Genomic DNA, 17,474 nt, shown 5'->3' on the forward strand with positions numbered 1-17,474 from the left:
CGTCTGTCCCCCCGGCCACACGCTTGGATGGGTTTGATCGTGGCCGAATAACTGCTAAGTCCGAATGTCCATACATCAACCGGGCAATTATGACAAAGCCGCAGGACCACCAAAATCGCGGCATATCCGCTCGATTGCTCGATCAGCCCTATCTGATGCTCATTCTGGCGCCCATGTTCTGGGGCGGCAATGTCGTTGCGGCCAAGATGGTTGTGGGCGAAATGGACCCCTTCCTGCTGCTGGCCAGCCGCTGCGTCGGTGCCACGCTCTTCATCCTGCCCTTCGCCTGGCGGTTCCTGAAGGCCGACTGGCCGGTGATCCGGCGTGCCTGGCCCTTGCTGATGAGCTTTGGTGCAGTGGGCTATGCCCTCTTCAACGGCCTGCTCTATGTCGGGCTGACCACGACCACGGCCGTCAACTCCTCGATCGAACAGGGCTCCCTGCCCATGATCATCCTGGCCGCCAATTTCATTGTCTTCCGCGTGCGCGCCACGCCCCTGCAGATCGTGGGCGTGATGATCGCCATCACCGGCGTTGCCCTGACGGCCACCCATGGTGACCTCGGCCGCATCCTGACGCTCGACGTCAACATCGGCGATGGCTTCGTCATCCTCGCTTGCCTCGCCTATGCCGCCTATACGCTGGCGCTGCGCTTCCGGCCGCCGGTGCATCTGATGAGCTTTATGGCGATAGCCTTCTCCGGCGCAGCCCTCACCTCGCTGGTGCTGCTGCAGCTGTTCGGCACCGGACTGGGCAGCTTCGCCACCCTGCCCCAGGCCTCGCCAAAGGTCTGGGCCGTCCTGGTCTATGTGATGATCTTCCCATCCATGTTCAGCCAGGTCTTCTACGCCCGTGGCGTGGAGCTGGTCGGCCCCAACCGCGCCGCCCCCAGCCACAATCTCATCCCGGTCTTTGGCGCCCTTGGGTCGATCATCATTCTGGGCGAACGGCCCGAACCCTACCACTTCATGGCGGCCGCCATCATCATCGCTGGCATTGTCATGGCTGAGTACGCCGCGCGGCGCAAACGCTGACGGCATAGCAAAAGGGCCGGTGCAAAAGCACCGACCCCTTGTATTCATCTCGGCTGACGCGACGCCTAGAACCGCAGCGACTTGGCCTGCTTGACGCCTTCCAGACCGGCAATCTCGGCCAGCTGGGCCTCGGTCAGCGTGCCATCGATGGACACCAGCGCGATGGCGTCGGCACCAACATCGGCGCGGCCGAGGTTGAAGTTGGCGATATTGATGCCCAGCTTGCCCAGCAGTGTGCCCAGGCGGCCGATATGGCCCGGCTTGTCCTCATTGGTCACATAGAGCATGGACGGGGTCAGCTCGGCTTCCATGTTGATGGTCTTGACCTGGATGATGCGCGACTTGCCATTGGCAAACAGCGTCCCGGCTACGCCGCGTTCCTGCCGCTCGGTCGTCACCGTCAGGCGGATATAGCCTTCATAGGCGCCCTGGCGGTCCCGATTGGTGGTCTCGACGGTGATGCCGCGATCTTTGGCGATCTGGGGCGCCGACACCATGTTGATGTCGCCCAGCGAGGGCTTGAGCACGCCATTGATGGCCGCCGCGATCATCGGCTTGGTATTGAGCTGGGCGACATTGCCCTCGAACTCGATCTTGATGCCCTTGATCGCCGTTTCCGTCAGCTGGCCGGCAAACAGGCCCAGGTTCTCCGCCAGCTTGACCCAGGGGGTCAGGATCGGCGCTTCTTCCGCCGAGATCGACGGGAAGTTCAGCGCATTGGTGATCTCGCCGCTCATCAGATAGGCCGAAATCTGCTCTGCCACCTGCAGCGCCACATTCTCCTGCGCTTCGGTGGTTGCTGCGCCCAGGTGCGGGGTGCAGATCACATTGGGCAGCTCGAACAGCGGATTGTTCTGGGCGGGTTCTTCGAGGAACACGTCCAGCGCCGCGCCGGCGACATGGCCGGACTTGAGCGCCTCATAAAGCGCCGCCTCGTCGATCAGCCCGCCACGCGCACAGTTGATGATGCGCACGCCCTTCTTGGTCTTGGCCAGGGCCTTGGCGTCGATGATGTTGCGCGTCGCATCGATCAGCGGCGTGTGCAGCGTGATGAAGTCGGCGCGCGACAGCAGTTCGTCCAGCTCGACCTTTTCCACGCCCAGCGTCTGCGCGCGGTCCGGAGTCAGGAAGGGGTCGAAGGCGATGACCTTCATCTTGAGCCCAATGGCGCGGTCGGCAACGATCGAGCCGATATTGCCCGCCCCGATCAGGCCCAGCGTCTTGTTGGTCACCTCGACACCCATGAAGCGGTTCTTTTCCCACTTGCTGGCGCGGGTGGAGGCATCGGCCTCCGGCAGCTGGCGGGCCAGTGCAAACATCATGGCGATGGCATGCTCTGCCGTCGTGATCGAATTGCCGAAGGGCGTATTCATCACGATGATGCCCTTCTTGGTGGCTGCCGGAATATCGACATTGTCCACGCCAATGCCGGCGCGACCGATCACCTTGAGGTTGGTCGCGGCGGCAATGATCTTTTCGGTGATCTTGGAAGCCGAGCGGATGGCCAGGCCATCATACTGGCCGATCACTTCGAGCAGCTTTTCCTTGTCCTTGCCCAGATCGGGCAGATAGTCGACCTCCACGCCATTGTCCTTGAAGATCTGGACGGCGGTGGGGCTGAGCTTGTCGGAAACGAGAACTTTGGGCATGTCTTGGCTTTCCAATGTGGTCGCGGCAGCCGTTCGATCAGCGCCGCATCAGTGAAATCGGGTGGTTCCGCCGCCGTCACCACCCGGCTGGTCCGGGTGGTCCATGGATTGCCCGGACCGGCCGGGCAATGACGGGGGCATGTCGTCTGCGAAGCGACTAGGCAGCGGCCTTGTTGAGTGCGGCCTTTTCCTCGGCGAAGGCGAAGTCGAGCCAGGGCACCAGCGCCGCCAGATCGGAAGCTTCCACCGTGCAGCCAGCCCAGATGCGCAGGCCGGACGGAGCGTCCTTGTAGGCGCCGATGTCATAGGCCACGCCGGCCTTGTCGAGCCGCGCCACGATCGCCTTGGCAAAGGCCGCCTGGGCCGCATCGTCCAGCGCCGTGATCGCCGGATCGACAATCGACAGGCACACCGAGGTATTGGAGCGGTTGGCTTCGTCCTTGGCGAGGAACGCGACCCAATCGGTCTTGGCGACCCAGTCGGCCAGCACCTTGAAATTGGCATCGGCCCGGGCCTGCATGGCGCTGAGGCCACCCACCGTCTTGCCCCATTCCATCGCATCGATCGCGTCTTCGATGCACAGCATCGAGGGCGTATTGATCGTGGCGGCCTCGAACACTTCCTCAAGCAGCTTGCCGCCCTTGGTCAGGCGAAAGATCTTGGGCAGCGGACGCTCGGGCTTATAGGTCTCGAGCCGTTCCACGGCGCGCGGCGACAGGATCAGCACGCCATGCGCGCCTTCGCCACCCAGCGCCTTCTGCCAGGAGAAGGTCACCACATCGAGCTTGGCGAAATCGAGCTTCTGCGCAAACGCCGCAGAGGTCGCGTCACAGATGGTGAGGCCCTTGCGGTCAGCCGCGATCCAGTCGGCATTGGCCACGCGCACACCCGAGGTCGTGCCATTCCAGGTGAACACCACGTCGCGCTCGAAATCGACCTGCGCCAGATCGGGGATTTCGCCATAGGGCGCCTTGAGCAGGCGCACATCGTCCAGCTTGAGCTGCTTGGTCACATCGGTGACCCAGCCTTCGCCAAAGCTTTCCCAGGCCAGCATGTCCACGCCACGGGCGCCCAGCATGCCCCACATGGCCATTTCCACGGCGCCGGTGTCGGACGCCGGCACAATGCCGATGCGATAGTCAGCGGGGACTTCGAGCAGTTCGCGCGTCAGGTCGATGGCGCGCTGGATGCGGGCCTTGCCCGGCTTGGAGCGGTGCGAACGACCGACCAGCGCATTGACCAGCGCCTCAACCGTCCAGCCAGGACGCTTGGCACAGGGGCCCGACGAAAAATTCGGATTAGCCGGTTTCACCGCCGGCGCGGTCAGGGGCATATCAGCCATCTTCAGCGACCCTCCCAGGTCTATGCGTCTCGCGTTAGGGCGAGATGTCCTGAGGCTGCAAATACGCCTGGCCCGTTCGGGCGTCAATCACTCTTTTGTCGCAGCAATCACGGTGCCCTGTTGCTAGAGCGCGATCGGCACATTGGTGGTCAGTAGGCCGGCGTCGGCGAGGAAGCGTTCCAGGGCAATAATGGCGATGCCGGTGGCTGCCGAATTGCCGCGCACCGCCGAAACCGTCACCTGCACATCCTGGCCCGATTGGCCCGGTGCCTGCTCCCGCAGATGACGCAGGGTCGCGGGCAGCAGATGCTCGCTCAGCGCCCAGGTTGTCCAGCCGGTGAGCGTCACCACTTCTGGATTGACGATGGCGACGAGGTCGGCCAGCGCCGAGCCCAGATAATAGGCTGTCCGCGCAATTGTCTCGGCAATCACCGGGTCGGTCTTGTCGCTGTTCGCGGCGGCGGCGACAGCCTCGATGAAATCGCCCTGCAGGTCGACGCCCGCGAGCGGATGGGTGGGATCGATATCGCGCAGCGTCTGCTGGATGCCCGGCGCGCCGACATAGGCCTCCACACAGCCTTTGCGGCCGCAACGGCAGAGCCGCCCGTCGAGCACCAGCAGTGAGTGCCCCCATTCGCCGGCCGAATTGGTGGCTCCGCGCAGGATACGCCCCTCAAGGGCAATGCCGGCCCCCACGCCCGTCCCGAGGTTTACTGTTGCCAGGCTCGAGCGGTAGCGCCCCCGTCCAAGCCAGAGCTCGGCCGTGGCACTCGCCTTGAGCGGATTGTCGATCGCCAAAGGCAGCGCCAGCCGCTCGCGCAAGCGCTCCGTCTCGACATTCTGCCAGGCCCAGAGCGGCACGATCACCGACGGGCCGGACGGCCCCTGCACCAGCCCGGGCAGCGACACGCCGACCCCCAGGACATCGGATCGCGATATGCCCTGTTCCTCAAGCAGCTTGTCCACCAGGCGACCGATGCCCTCAACGACCGCGTCGGCGTCCGGCACACGCTCGCCGCCATCGCCATCGGCAAAGGCCAGCTGGTTGAGTGCGGTGTCGAACAGCACGGCGCGCACATAGGTCTCGGCAACGTCGATGCCGATGATGAAGCCGCGCGCGGCATTCATGCCCAGCGTTGCGGTCGGCCGGCCGCTGCGGCCCGGCCGCACCTTGGTCTCGGCAACGATCCCCTGTGCCAGCAACTCGCCGACCACGGTGGCAACCGTGGCCGGACTCAACCCGGTCGCCCGCACGATTTCGTTGCGCGTCGTTTCGCGTGCCGACAGCACCGTATGCAGCACATCCAGCCGGGATTCGTTGCGAATGTCGCGAGAGGTCCGCCTTTGAACAACCATGCTCACTCCTGGACCGCCAAAGCCCGATATCGCGGTCGCCACCAGCTATCGCATTGGCCGGCTTCCGGCCACTTCTGATTTGCCCAACCGCAGACTACAGTGTCGCCGAAGGGCCCGGAAAATGTCGGTTGGTTGCCCCCAGGCACCCGCCCCGCGTGATCTGGCCCGACGCCATGCAATCTGCGGAGCCTGCGCCCGTGCGACTTCATACTGGTCTGAACCCCTATGGCCTGTCCTACCATCTGGGTCTGCACGCCGCCGGGACGCCGCGCGCCAATCCGCACCCGGCCGGCCTGCCCGGCTACATCGCGCTGGCGCGCGAATTTGGCGCGCGATCCATCGAGCTCTGGGATGGCGTGCTGCTGTCGATGTCCGCGCCCGAACTGGACGCCCTGCGGCACGAGCTTGTCGCGCTGGGCATGATACCCATCGTGAGTGCCCGTCTGGCGCCATCGCTGTTCGCGCGCCAGCTGGAGATTGCCGCCGCCCTGGACGCCCCCACCATCCGGCTGGCGCTGACCACCGTACTGTGCGGGGATCGCGCCGTTTGCACCCCACCCTGGCCCGATCGTGTGGCGGCCGTGCGCAACGAGCTTGGACAGTTTGCCCACCTCGCCGATGCCGCCGGCAAGACGCTGGCCATTGAGAACCATCAGGATTTCACCAGCCGTGAATTGGTGTCCCTGTGCCAGGATCTCGGCCCCTCCGTGGGGATCACCTATGACACGGGCAATTCGTTTCCGGTCGGCGAGGCGCCGCTCGACTTCACCGCGGTGATCGCGCCGTATGTGCGGCACATCCATCTCAAGGACTACACCGTGCAGCCCACCCCCGAAGGCTTCCGCCTGGTGCGTTGCGCGCTTGGCGACGGCGCCGTGCCCTTTACCGAAATCCTCGCTGTCATCGGCGCGTTCCGCGACGAGGTGACGGCGGTAATGGAGCTGGCCGCGCTCGAAGCGCGACATGTCCGCCTGCTGACCGACGCCTGGTGGCGCCTTTATCCCCCGCGCGACGAAGCCGCGCTGGCGCGCTGCCTTGCGGCAACCACCGTCAATGCCCTCGCCGCCGATGCCGACTACCGCACGCCCTGGGAAAAGGGCGACGATGCCGCGTTGGCAACCTATGAACTGGACATGATCCGTCGCTCCGCCGCGAACATGCGTGCTATGGGCATTCTCTAAGGCGACACCGCCCCCCAATTCTGGCCCCCTTGTGGTGCGTGTGGCTAAGGCTCCCGGTGCGCAACCCAGGGCATCTGGGTCGCGAACTTGCCACCCGACACATCGATCATGGTGCCGGTAATGTAGGCGGCAAGGTCCGAGGACAAAAAGCAGATCAGATTGGCAACGTCTTTCGGGCTGCCCCAGCGCCGCAGTGTCAGCGTGTCGAGCAGACGCTCCTGCTCGGCCGCCGTGCGATCGGCAAATCCGTTCATCGCCGTCGGGATCATGCCGGGCGCATAGCAGTTCACCGTGATGTCATGCGCGCCCAGCTCGCCCGCCAGCACGCGGGTGAAGCTCTCGACGCCGGCTTTGGACGCGGCATAGGCCGCCGAGCCGATCGACGGCATGATCGCCGCAAACGACGCCGCATTGAGAATGCGCCCCGATTTCTGGCGCTTCATGACCGGGATGACGGCCTGGCACATCAGGAACGTGCCCTTGAGATTGATGTCGAAATTGAGGTCCCAATTGTCCTCGGACAGGCTCTCGACCCGACCGCCATTGGCGACGCCGGCATTGTTGACCAGGATGTCGATCCGCCCGAACGCCGCATCCACGGCCGCAACGACAGCGCGGTTGTCGTCCGGCTTGCGCACGTCGCACAGCAATTGCAACCCCGCCCAGCCATTCCGAGACCATTCCGCCGCCGCGGCATCGAGCAGGTCCTGGCGGATATCTGTGATCACAGCGGTCACGCCTTCGCTGGCCAGTGTCGTTGCGATCTCGTAGCCGATGCCGCGTCCGGCACCGGTGACAATGGCGACCTTGTTGCTCAGGTCGATCAGCATGTCAGTCCCCCCGCACCAGCCTGGCCGCACGTCACTCGGACATCAGGCAGGCCGGAGGCCGAAATGCGCACGCTCGTCTCTGCGCTGGGGCGCACGAAGATGATCAGGCGGCCCTCGTAGCTGAGCCGGCTGCGCGCAGCATAGGGCGTGTTGTCGGCGAGGTCGCCATTCTCGAGCCCCAGCAGGTCGCCGCCGGACACTTCGACGCTGATAAGACGCTCGTCATTGGCCACAGCGCCGGCGGCGTCCCTGAGGACGCATTCGATCTGGACAACCTCGTCCATGGCCAGGCCCGCATCGGCACAGGCCCGCAGGGCATCCGCAGGCGCCGCCCAGATGCTTGCCTCGATCCGCGCCGCCACCCCGCGTGCGCTCAGCTCGTCCCGGGCCACCACCTGGCCGTCGCGCAGCACTTCCAGCACCAGCGCATCGCGGCGCGGCGTCACAATGGTGCTCCAATAGCCGTTCTCGTCGTCGCGTGTCAGCGGCAGGACTTCGCCGCCACAGCGCAGCCGCGGCTCACCATTGGCAAAGCAGAGGATTTCGACCGTGTCACCGCCCTCCTCGCCCCAGTGCCGCCCGATGGGATGGGACCAGAAGTTCTTCTCGTCCGCTTCGACATGCGGTCGCGTCGCCAGATACGCCACCGGCGCGTCCGTCCACCAGCTGCGGCGAAGGTGGAATGTGTGCTTTTCAAATCCCGCGACGGTCAACAGGCCCGCGCCAGACCCATGAATGGGCCAGCCATGCGCCTCGCCCAGATAGTCGATGCCAGTCCACAGATACTGCCCGGAAATATAGTCATTCTCGGTCACCGCCAGCCAGTCGGTATAGCGATGCCCGTTCTCACTGCCCATGATCGGCAGGTCGGGGAAGCGGGCGTGGTCGTCCGCGTACAGATGCTCCTTGTAGTTGTAGCCGATCACATCGAAGAGACCGGTCAACCCCGTGCGGCTGGACAATTCGGGATAGGCTGCCCCCAGCGTGACCGGCCGCGTGGCATCCTTGGCCTTGACGATTTCGACCAGGCGCCTGGCAATGGTCGGCAGGCGTCGCGCGTCCGGACGGTTAGGGTCATAGCTGCGCTGCCGCGCCGTCTTGCGCGCGTCATTGTTGCCGGTCATCTCGGCAAACAGGGCGCTGGCATAGGGATCGTTGGGATAGTCGATCTCGTTGCCAACGCTCCAGGCAATGATCGAGGGATGGTTGCGATGGGCATCCACCATGGCTTCGAGGTCGCGCTGGTGCCACGCCTGGAAGTCCTTGGCATAGCCCTGGTGCCGTGGCGGATAGACATTGTGTCCCTGCCACCACTTGTTCTTGGCGTTCTCCCATTCATCGAAAGCCTCATCGATGACGTAAAACCCCATCGCGTCGCACAGCCGATAGAGCTCGGGCGAGTGCGGATTGTGCGACATGCGGATGCCATTGCAGCCCATCTGCTTGAGCTTGAGTAGCCGGCGCAACCATACGCCGGCCGGCACCGCCGTGCCGAGCACGCCAGCGTCCTCATGCAGGCAGACGCCCTTGAGCGTGCGCGCCTCGCCATTGATGAAAAAGCCCTCATTGGCATCGAACCTGAACGTGCGGATACCTACGATATCCGTATAGACCGCCTGGCGTTCAGCGCCCGCGTCCGTCCAGCGCAGGGTGGTGGTGAGTTCATAAAGATGCGGCTTGGTGTCCGACCACAGCTCTGGCTGCGGCACGCTCCCCGTCACGCGGACATCCGAGGCTTCCCCGGCCGGCAGCGAAGCCTCTGCGTCATAGCTGTGCACCCGACCTGAGGTCAGCGAACGCAGAGCATGCTGCACGCGCACTGCCGCCGCCTGCGCCGTGTCGTTGATGATGGTCTGGGTGATTTGGACGCTCGCCACATCGGCATTGGCGTCCAGGGTCACAAAGGCGCTGCCATGCTCGGCAAGGCGCACCTGCTCATGCACCTCGATCTCGACGCGCCGATTGATGCCGGCGCCATTGTACCAGCGCGAATCCGAAATCTCGGTATGGGCGACACGCACCGCCACGACGAGGTCGTCGCTATTGGCGTAGGAAACAATCTCGGACAGATCAAAGGAAAACTCGGCATAGCCGGACGGTCGACTGCCAAGATGGTAGCCGTTCACCCAGACGTCGGCGTTCTTGTAGACGCCGTGGAACACCAGCCGGACATGCTTGTCCGCGAGGTCCCCAAGCTGCGCCAGGGACACATGCGCCCGATACCAGCCGATGCCGCCTGGCAGATAGCCCGTGCCGCTGGACCAGGCAGGCGAAAACTCCTGCGCCACGCTCCAGTCATGCGGCACGACAACGGACTGCCAGGACCTGTCGTCATGGCCCTTCATCCAGGCATCCGGCTGGTCCGAGAGGGTGAAAGCCCAGCGGCTGATATTGAGTGCGTGCATGTGTCGGTTGGGCCTTATCTGGAATCGGGTCGCGTATTGGGAATGTAGAGCTGGAAAATACGGGTGAAGAGAAAACCGCTGGCCACGGCGATGGCCGAGAAGCCAAGCAGCAGCCACAACAGGCCGTAGCCGGTTGCATGGGGATAAAACAGCGTGAGGCCGACAGCGCCTGCGATGACCGCCAGAGACGCCACTGCGCTCGGCAAATGCCGCCAGGCCAGCATCAGGGCATTGCGCAGCACATCAACGCTGCGCCCCTCGAACCGGGCCAGATAGGGAAACACAAACAGCGTAGTGAGCACCAGGTTGAAGGCGAGGACGTACCACACCGCCTGGAGCGCCAGCGTGGCCTCGCCTGGCAGCGGCAGCGCCGAGATCACCTGGTCCCAGGCCGCCAGCACCACAGCCAGGAAGGCCAGCACCAGGGCAATCACGGTCGCCTGACGAAAATTCTGCTGGAACGATCGGAAATAGTCCGCCGAGACCGAAAGGCACTCGCCCGTTCCGATCCGCATTGCGGTGAAGTTGAGGGCCGTCAGCGAAGCGCCCAGCGTGAACACCGGTATCGAGGTGACCAGGAACAGCAGATTGAGGATCATCATGTCGGCGAGCCGGGTGAGCCCGCGCATGAGTGTCGAATCTGCGGAAAAAAGGCTAACCACACGCTATTCCTTCGACCGCTTTTGTTGGCGATGTGTCAGGCGGGACCGCACCCATGCGGCCCCGCCCGTCAGGGTCCTGAGACCTATTTCAGCCCGCGAGCAGTCGCCCAGGCATCAATATCAGCCTGGATCGATGCGCGTGCGTCCTCGTAGCCGACCGCGGCCAGCTTCTCGCGCATTTCGGCCACGGCGGCAGCCGGATCCTCGAACTTGCCGTACTGCAACTGCGGGATGTACTCGGACAGCACACCGGCCATGGCGGCCAGCGTGGGTTCAATCGCCGACTTGTTGATGATCAGCGTCGAGTACGGGTAATCCTTGGCAGTGGCATTGAGTTCGTCGATCAGTTCAGCCTTGTTGGGCGCATCGGTGGTACGAGCGGGCTCGAACTCATCCATGCGGCCCCACCAGTAGTTGGTGTCGAGCGACATGGTCGAGGAGTCGAAGCCTTCCGGGCGATCCAGCACGCCATCCTCGCGGATGATGTAGTCCTCACCCTCGATGCCATAGTTGAACAGCATGTAGTTTTCTTTGTCGTTGCGGATGAGGTCATAGACCTCGAGCGCCTTCTCGGGGTTCCGCGAATAGGTGCTCACCGCCATCGCACCGTGGGTGAAGATGTCCTTGAAGAAATTGCCGTTTTCCTCGCCCCAGTAGTAGAATTTGGGGTCGGAGCCGGGCTGCTTGGCGTTCATGTTGTGGACGATCTGGGTGACGAACGTCTGCGTGTGGTGCTGCTCTGCACCGGTCAGCCCGGCGTAGAACTCTTCGCGGGTGTCACCATCATAGTTCAGCGCGTCTTCACGCCAGACACCGATGTCGTTCCACTGCTTGGCCAGCTTGGCCGCCTCGATCAGGGCATCGCCTTCCATATACCAGGAGGTGATCGTGTAGGGGTCGGACGCCTTGGTTTGGAACGGCGCATAATTGCCGGCGCTGACGCCCTGCAGCGTCTGGAAGTCGGTGTGGCCCTGCATGTAGCCGGTCAGCGCGGCTTCATTGGCGCCCGCGACATCCCAGGGATAGGCGTCAGGCTTGTTGGCCTTCACCCATTCGAAATACTTGGTGAAGTCCTCGAACTTGGTGATCTCGCCATTTTCGAAGCCGGCTTCCTTGGCCCAGTCACCGCGGTAGAAGAACCCGTGGTTGGTGTACTGGGTGTAGTTGTCTTCCGGCATGAAATAGATATTGCCGTCGGCCAGCTTGGTCAGGTCCCAGTGACCGGCGGCGTCAACCTGAGCCCAGGTCTTGGGGGCATGGGTCTTGAGCATGTCTTCCGACAGCGGCAGGAAGGCGCCCTTCTCCGCGTTTTCCCAGGCATAGAGCCAGTCGGTCGCGGTCGCGACAAGGTCCACATTGTCGTCGCCGGAGAGCAACTGCACATTGTACTGCGTCTGCCAGTCCGCCCATTCGATGTAGAACAGGTTGAGCTTGGCATTGGCCTGGGCGATCAGACGCTCATTGAGCTTCTCGAGCATGGCCTCCAGACGCCCGTTGGTGGGCTTGTTGCCCATCGTGAGCATGGTGATTTCGACCGGTGCGTCCTGAGCAAACGCACTGCTCATCATGCTTGCCGAACTGGTCCCAAGGGCCAGCATGGCCGCCCCGATTGCTAAGACACGTCTTCTGTTCATTGCCTGCTCCTCCATTTTTTGTTTCAGGCGTGCGGTGAGGTCACTTCATTCAGAACCATTCGCCTCATCCTTTCACCGCGCCGATGGCGATCCCGCTGACGAAGTATCTCTGGACGAAGGGGTAGAGCAGCAGGATCGGGCCGGTGGCCACGATCGCGCTCGCCATCTTCAATGTGTTGGTGGGCAGATCGGTGATGCTGACATTGGAGCCAGCCACCGAATTGCGCAGCGCATTGGCTGTGTTGATCAGATTGTACAGGTGATATTGCAGCGGCTTGAACTCGACCGTGCTGCCCAGATAGAGCGAGGACAGATACCACTCGTTCCAGTAGCTCAGCGCCAGGAACAGGCCGATCGTTGCCAGCGCCGGCTTCATCATCGGCAGGCACAATTGCGCAAAGATGCGGAAGTCACCGGCCCCGTCGACCTTGCCGGATTCGACAATTTCATAGGGCACCGTGCGCATGAAATTCTTCATCAGGATGATCAGCCACGGCGTCATCAGCAGTTGCAGGAACACCGCCAGATAGCTGCCGCGCAGGTCGAGCACGCGCGCCACCCACAGGAAGGTCGGCGCCAGCCCTGCCGAGAAAAGCGTGGTGAAATAGATGAAGAACGACACATGGTCGCGGAACGGAAAATCCTTCCGGTTCAGCGCATAGCCCGTCATGGCGATGACGAACAGGCCGATGGCCGTGCCGGTCACTGTCATCACCACCGTGACGACATAGCTACCGATAATCTGCTGGGGAGCGTTGAAAATGTACTGGTACGCCGCCAGCGTGAAATCCTTGGGAAACAGACCAAAGCCGCTGCGCCGGATCTCGGCCTCGCTCGACAGGGACGCTGACAGCATCATGACGAAGGGCAACAGACAGAAGACCGCGAACAGCCCCACCGTCAGGTAGGAAAATGCCTGCAGCACCAGATCGCCGGTGTCGAGCTTGATCGCACGACGGCGCCGCGGTGTGGCGTTGGAACTCTTGCCCGCCTCGACGCTCACGGCCTCAACCATGGTCCGGGCAGTCTTGGCGTCAGAAGAGTGCATAGTCTTTGTTTATCCTTCGCACGATGCCGTTCGCGATCATCACGAGCGCGAAACCGAACAGGGACTGGTACAGGCCCACTGCCGTCGAGGTGGTGAAATTGTTCTGCGAGAGCACCATGCGGTACACCGAGGTTTCGATGATGTCGGTGGTCTGGAACAGCGCCGCATTGTTGCCGACCAGGTTCCAGAACAGCCCGAAATTGCCGTGCATGATGCCGCCCAGCGAGAACAGCACCAGGATGATGAAGGTCGGCTTGAGGCTGGGCAGGGTGACATGGCGGATGCGCTGCCAGGCTGAGGCGCCATCGATTGCGGCCGCTTCATAGAGCCCCTTGTCGATGCCCATGATCGCAGCGAAATAGACAATCGAGCCATAGCCGGTGCTCTGCCATAGATGCACCATGATGATGATGATCGGCCACAGCCCGGCCGTGCTGTAGATCTTGATGGGATCGCCACCGGTCTGCTTGATCAGCGCGTTCAGCGCACCGGTGTCGTAGTTGAGCAGGTTGAAGGCGATCACGCCGACCAGCACGGCCGAGATGAAGAAGGGCAGGAACATCACCCCCTGGCTGATCTTGCGGAAGAACTTCAGCCGGATTTCGTTGAGCATGATCGCGATGGCGATCTGCAGGATGTTTCCCAGGATGATGAACGCCAGATTATAGAGAATCGTGTTCCGGGTGAGCATCCAGAGCTGTCCGGACTTGAACAGGAACTCGAAGTTCTTGAACCCGACGAACGGGCTGCCGAAGATGCCGTCGCGGTAATTGAAGTTCGTGAACGCGATCCAGATGCCCGGCAGCGGCGCATAATTGAACACGACGAAAAACACGATAGCCGGGGCGCACATCAGCAGCAGAATTCGGCTGTCGACGACCTTGCGCAACAGGGACTTCCGCCGGCGTGGCGAATCCTCGTGTGCCATTCTCAACCTCCCTGAGATGGGCGGCGCTTCGCGCTCTCCCCATCGAATGCGCATTGCGCACCCATTCATCGATGATAAAACTAACCATCAACATAATTGAGGCTACACGTCGAATTACGCTAAGACAAGTCGTGACTGCCAGCTTCGCAACGGACCGTTCCAACACGGCCGGACTGCATTGACGCGATGCCGGCAGGATGCAACCGTGAGGAAAAAAGCCGTGCCCACGGTAGTTTGCCGGAAAATCCGGCGGCTTTGGGAGTGGCAGGAGGCGGCCCAGGGAGCTGGTGACCGCAGGGAAGAGGGAGATTTCTATGGGCAAGGTCATTATCGACAATGCCGGAAAGCACTACGGTAGCTTTCAAGCGCTCAAGGGCATTTCGATCGATATTCAGGACGGTGAATTCGTCGTTCTCGTGGGGCCGTCAGGCTGTGGAAAATCCACCTTGCTACGGATGATCGCCGGGCTGGAGGAGATCACCTCGGGCGACATCAGCATCGGCGACCGTATCGTCAGCGACCTGCCGCCCAAGGACCGCGACATCGCAATGGTCTTCCAGAATTACGCCCTCTATCCGCACATGACGGTTGAGCAGAACATGGCGTTTTCGCTCAAGCTCAAGGGCGTGCCAAAGGCCGAGATCACCGAGAAGGTCAATCGCGCTGCCGACATCTTGGGTTTGACCAATCTTCTCGACCGCCAACCCCGCCAGCTGTCCGGCGGCCAGCGCCAGCGCGTGGCGATGGGGCGGGCCATCGTGCGCGATCCTCAGGTCTTCCTGTTCGACGAGCCGCTGTCCAACCTCGACGCCAAGCTGCGCGTGCAGATGCGGTCCGAGATCAAGGAACTGCACCAGCGGCTCAAGACCACCACCATCTATGTCACCCACGATCAGGTCGAGGCCATGACCATGGCCGACAAGATCGTGGTGATGCGCGATGGCGTCATCGAGCAGATGGGCACCCCGCTCGAACTCTATGACCGTCCGGTCAACACCTTTGTCGCCGGCTTCATCGGCTCACCCTCGATGAACTTCATCACCGGGCAAACGACCTCTGACGGGTTCCAGACGGCCGATGGCATTATGCTGCCCACCATCGCCAATGCACCCCAGGCAACGACCTATGGCATCAGACCGGAAAACCTGCGGGTTGATCCCGACGGCATCGCCATGGACGTTGTGGTGCTCGAGCCTACGGGATCGGAAACCCAGGTGATCGGCCGCATCGGCAAGCAGCCTGTCAGTGCGATTTTCCGGGAGCGCATTGATGCCGCTCCCGGCAGCACGCTGCGCGTCATGCCGGACCTCAACGTCGTGCATCTCTTCGACGCCAGCGGCGCCCGCGTCAGCTGACCATCGCCTGTTGCGGGGACACCGAGCCTGCCCCCGCAACACACTCAGGCGTCTTTGAGAATCAATACCCTTGGCCTGATGCCAGGGCGCGCACCAGCCTAGCTGATCGCGCCGCCCAGCTCGTCCTCGATATGGATGCGGATGATCTCGTCAAAGCTGGTCTCGCCGACAAACCCCAGTTCGCGGGCCCGCTGGGCGTCAAACGCCTGTGGCCAGCCAGCGACGATCTTGGCGACCACCGGGTCCGGGACGCGACGGATGAGGGCAACCGCCTTTGGCCCGGCAACGCGCCCCAGGGCCTCGATCTCCTCACCTACGGTGGCGGCCAGGCCCGGCATGGAAAGGTTGCGCTGCGCGCCAAGACGGCTGGTGTCGAGCGCGGCAGCATGCAGCAGGAATCGGACGGCCGACCGCGGGCTGGCAAACCAGTGGCGGACGGTCTCGTCGACCGGCAGCAATGCCTCCTGGCCCGCCAGCGGTTCCCGGATAATGCCCGAGAAGAAACCCGAGGCCGCCTTGTTCGGCTTGCCTGGCCGCACCGCTATGGTGGGCAGGCGAATGCCAACACCGTCCACAAAGCCACGGCGGGAGTAGTCGGACAGCAGCAGCTCACAAATGGCCTTCTGGGTGCCATAGCTCGTCAGCGGCGTATGCTGGTGCGTGTCGCCGATAACCGCGGGGAGCGGCTCTCCAAACACGGCGATGGACGACGTAAACACCAGCCGTGGGCAATAGGGTTCGTCGGCGCTATTGCGCCGGATCGCCTCGAGCAGCAGCCGCGTGCCGTCGAGGTTGATCCTGTAGCCCTTTTCGAAATCAGCCTCGGCCTCCCCCGAAACAATAGCCGCAAGGTGGAAGATGAGATCGGGGCGATCAGAAATGAGCTCTTCTGCTACGCCCGGCAGCGACAGATCGGCCGCCACCAGCGTGTGGGGCAAAGTGCCGCCCGGCGGGGGCGGCGCGATGACATCGGCGAGGGTCAGCGACGAAATGGCCTGTCCGCCCACTGTCCCTGCCTCCGTCAGCGCAGCCACAAGCTTGCGCCCAACCATGCCCGCAGCGCCAATCACCAGGATTTTCATAGAGCTCTCCCTTTTGCCAAAGCTGTACATGGCTCACCAGACCTGTCCAGCAGGTCGCAAAACAAAAAAACCGGCGCCGCAAGGCGCCGGTTTCATGATGCGAGACGGGTGGCCGCTTGGGCCGAACCGGTTAGTTGAAGCGGTAGCGGATCGTGCCGCGCACTTCATGCAGCCAGTTGTGGTCCGAGGTGACCAGGTCAGCGGCGGCAGCGCCGTTGGACAGCTGGCTGATATAGACGCCGCGGTAGCCCACGTCGGCCACAACCGCACCGAAGTCATAGCCAGCGCCGACCATGCCGGCAGCAGCAAATGCCGTGTTGCCACCCGAGGGGACAACGACACCCGGAGGGGTGGTCACGTCGATATTGTTGAAGGCCGCGCCAGCGCCGGCACCAACATAGCCAAAGGCACCGCCAGCTGCGCCATAACCGTGGTCGCCGCCGAAGGAGAAGTCATAGTAGACGTTGGCCAGGGCGATGGTGGAGCGCAGCTTGACCGTGTAGTCACCGGCACGGGCGCCATAGGCAGCGCTCTTGGTGACCTTGAGGCCTTCATTGCCGACATAGTCGACCGTGGCGTCGAAGCGCAGGCCCGTACCGGTTTCGTAACCGATACCGGCACCAACGCTATAGCCGTAGCCCATGGCCGTAAACGGGAAGGCCGTCTTCACCGGCACCCCGCCACAGGCGAGACACTCGTTGGCATAGGCTTCCTTGGCCCACAGGGCATTGGCGCCCGCGCTGCCGCGCAGGTAGAAGGAACCCTGAACGCCGTAGTCGACGTCCGGAATTTCGATCACGGGTGGATAATAGGGCAAGTCGGCGGCAATCGCCTGACCACCGACGAGGGCGGCTCCTGCCACCATGATCGCAGCGATAAGCTTGCGCATGTGAAAACGTCCTTTGGTTGCCTCGACATCAATCGATTGCAGCCAATATCCAACAACTTCCTTAAGGCGTACTTAACCT

14 protein-coding genes are annotated in these 17,474 nt (G+C 62.8%); 3 read left to right on the top strand and 11 right to left on the bottom strand.

Annotated elements, in window-relative coordinates:
- Positions 1 to 89 precede the first annotated feature (89 nt).
- Positions 90 to 1,034 carry a DMT family transporter gene (locus tag K1177_RS11595; RefSeq protein WP_224703451.1) on the top strand — a complete coding sequence of 315 codons (945 nt, stop codon included), beginning with the start codon at positions 90 to 92 and terminating at the stop codon, positions 1,032 to 1,034.
- A gap of 65 nt (positions 1,035 to 1,099) precedes the next feature.
- On the opposite strand, the gene serA is transcribed toward K1177_RS11595, so the two are convergent.
- The 3 genes from serA to K1177_RS11610 form a co-directional block, all read right to left on the bottom strand.
- Positions 1,100 to 2,683, bottom strand: a complete 1,584-nt coding sequence (gene serA / locus K1177_RS11600) for a phosphoglycerate dehydrogenase (protein ID WP_224703452.1) — start codon at positions 2,681 to 2,683, stop codon at positions 1,100 to 1,102.
- A 157-nt stretch (positions 2,684 to 2,840) separates the two neighbouring features.
- Entirely contained in the window at positions 2,841 to 4,016 is a 1,176-nt protein-coding gene (locus K1177_RS11605) for a phosphoserine transaminase (RefSeq protein WP_224703744.1), read from the bottom strand.
- Between the two features lie 132 nt (positions 4,017 to 4,148).
- Positions 4,149 to 5,381, bottom strand: coding sequence for an ROK family transcriptional regulator (locus K1177_RS11610; RefSeq protein WP_224703453.1), 1,233 nt, complete (start codon positions 5,379 to 5,381; stop codon positions 4,149 to 4,151).
- A gap of 197 nt (positions 5,382 to 5,578) precedes the next feature.
- Between K1177_RS11610 and K1177_RS11615 the strand changes: the two genes are divergently transcribed.
- Positions 5,579 to 6,562 (top strand): sugar phosphate isomerase/epimerase family protein, encoded by a 984-nt coding sequence (locus K1177_RS11615; RefSeq protein WP_224703454.1) that lies wholly within the window; start codon positions 5,579 to 5,581, stop codon positions 6,560 to 6,562.
- Between the two features lie 44 nt (positions 6,563 to 6,606).
- Here K1177_RS11615 and K1177_RS11620 read toward each other — a convergent pair whose 3' ends face one another.
- From K1177_RS11620 to K1177_RS11645, 6 genes are all read right to left on the bottom strand, one after another.
- Entirely contained in the window at positions 6,607 to 7,392 is a 786-nt protein-coding gene (locus tag K1177_RS11620; RefSeq protein ID WP_224703455.1) for an SDR family NAD(P)-dependent oxidoreductase, read from the bottom strand.
- A complete protein-coding gene (locus tag K1177_RS11625; RefSeq protein WP_224703456.1) occupies positions 7,386 to 9,797 on the bottom strand; it encodes a glycoside hydrolase family 2 TIM barrel-domain containing protein in 2,412 nt (803 codons plus the stop codon). The genes K1177_RS11620 and K1177_RS11625 overlap by 7 nt, the downstream gene beginning before the upstream one ends.
- A 14-nt stretch (positions 9,798 to 9,811) precedes the next feature.
- Positions 9,812 to 10,426 carry a YesL family protein gene (locus tag K1177_RS11630; protein ID WP_224703457.1) on the bottom strand — a complete coding sequence of 205 codons (615 nt, stop codon included), beginning with the start codon at positions 10,424 to 10,426 and terminating at the stop codon, positions 9,812 to 9,814.
- Between the two features lie 116 nt (positions 10,427 to 10,542).
- Complete coding sequence (locus K1177_RS11635) at positions 10,543 to 12,093, bottom strand: DUF3502 domain-containing protein (RefSeq protein WP_224703458.1); 1,551 nt, start codon at positions 12,091 to 12,093, stop codon at positions 10,543 to 10,545.
- Positions 12,094 to 12,157: 64 nt separating this feature from the next.
- Positions 12,158 to 13,141, bottom strand: a complete 984-nt coding sequence (locus K1177_RS11640; RefSeq protein WP_224703459.1) for a carbohydrate ABC transporter permease — start codon at positions 13,139 to 13,141, stop codon at positions 12,158 to 12,160.
- Positions 13,128 to 14,069 carry an ABC transporter permease gene (locus K1177_RS11645; RefSeq protein ID WP_224703460.1) on the bottom strand — a complete coding sequence of 314 codons (942 nt, stop codon included), beginning with the start codon at positions 14,067 to 14,069 and terminating at the stop codon, positions 13,128 to 13,130. Before K1177_RS11645 ends, K1177_RS11640 begins: the two co-directional genes overlap by 14 nt.
- Before the next feature lie 314 nt (positions 14,070 to 14,383).
- On the opposite strand from K1177_RS11645, the gene K1177_RS11650 reads away from it, so the two are divergent.
- Positions 14,384 to 15,424 carry an ABC transporter ATP-binding protein gene (locus K1177_RS11650; RefSeq protein ID WP_224703461.1) on the top strand — a complete coding sequence of 347 codons (1,041 nt, stop codon included), beginning with the start codon at positions 14,384 to 14,386 and terminating at the stop codon, positions 15,422 to 15,424.
- Positions 15,425 to 15,522: 98 nt separating this feature from the next.
- Here K1177_RS11650 and denD read toward each other — a convergent pair whose 3' ends face one another.
- The gene (denD, locus tag K1177_RS11655; protein WP_224703462.1) at positions 15,523 to 16,506 is read right to left on the bottom strand and encodes a D-erythronate dehydrogenase; all 984 of its coding nucleotides are present in this window, start codon (positions 16,504 to 16,506) and stop codon (positions 15,523 to 15,525) included.
- 130 nt (positions 16,507 to 16,636) lie between these two features.
- Positions 16,637 to 17,395, bottom strand: coding sequence for a hypothetical protein (locus K1177_RS11660; RefSeq protein ID WP_224703463.1), 759 nt, complete (start codon positions 17,393 to 17,395; stop codon positions 16,637 to 16,639).
- Positions 17,396 to 17,474 lie beyond the last annotated feature (79 nt).

The organism is Devosia aquimaris (genome assembly GCF_020169335.1).
In the GTDB taxonomy this organism is placed as follows: Bacteria; Pseudomonadota; Alphaproteobacteria; order Rhizobiales; family Devosiaceae; genus Devosia; species Devosia aquimaris.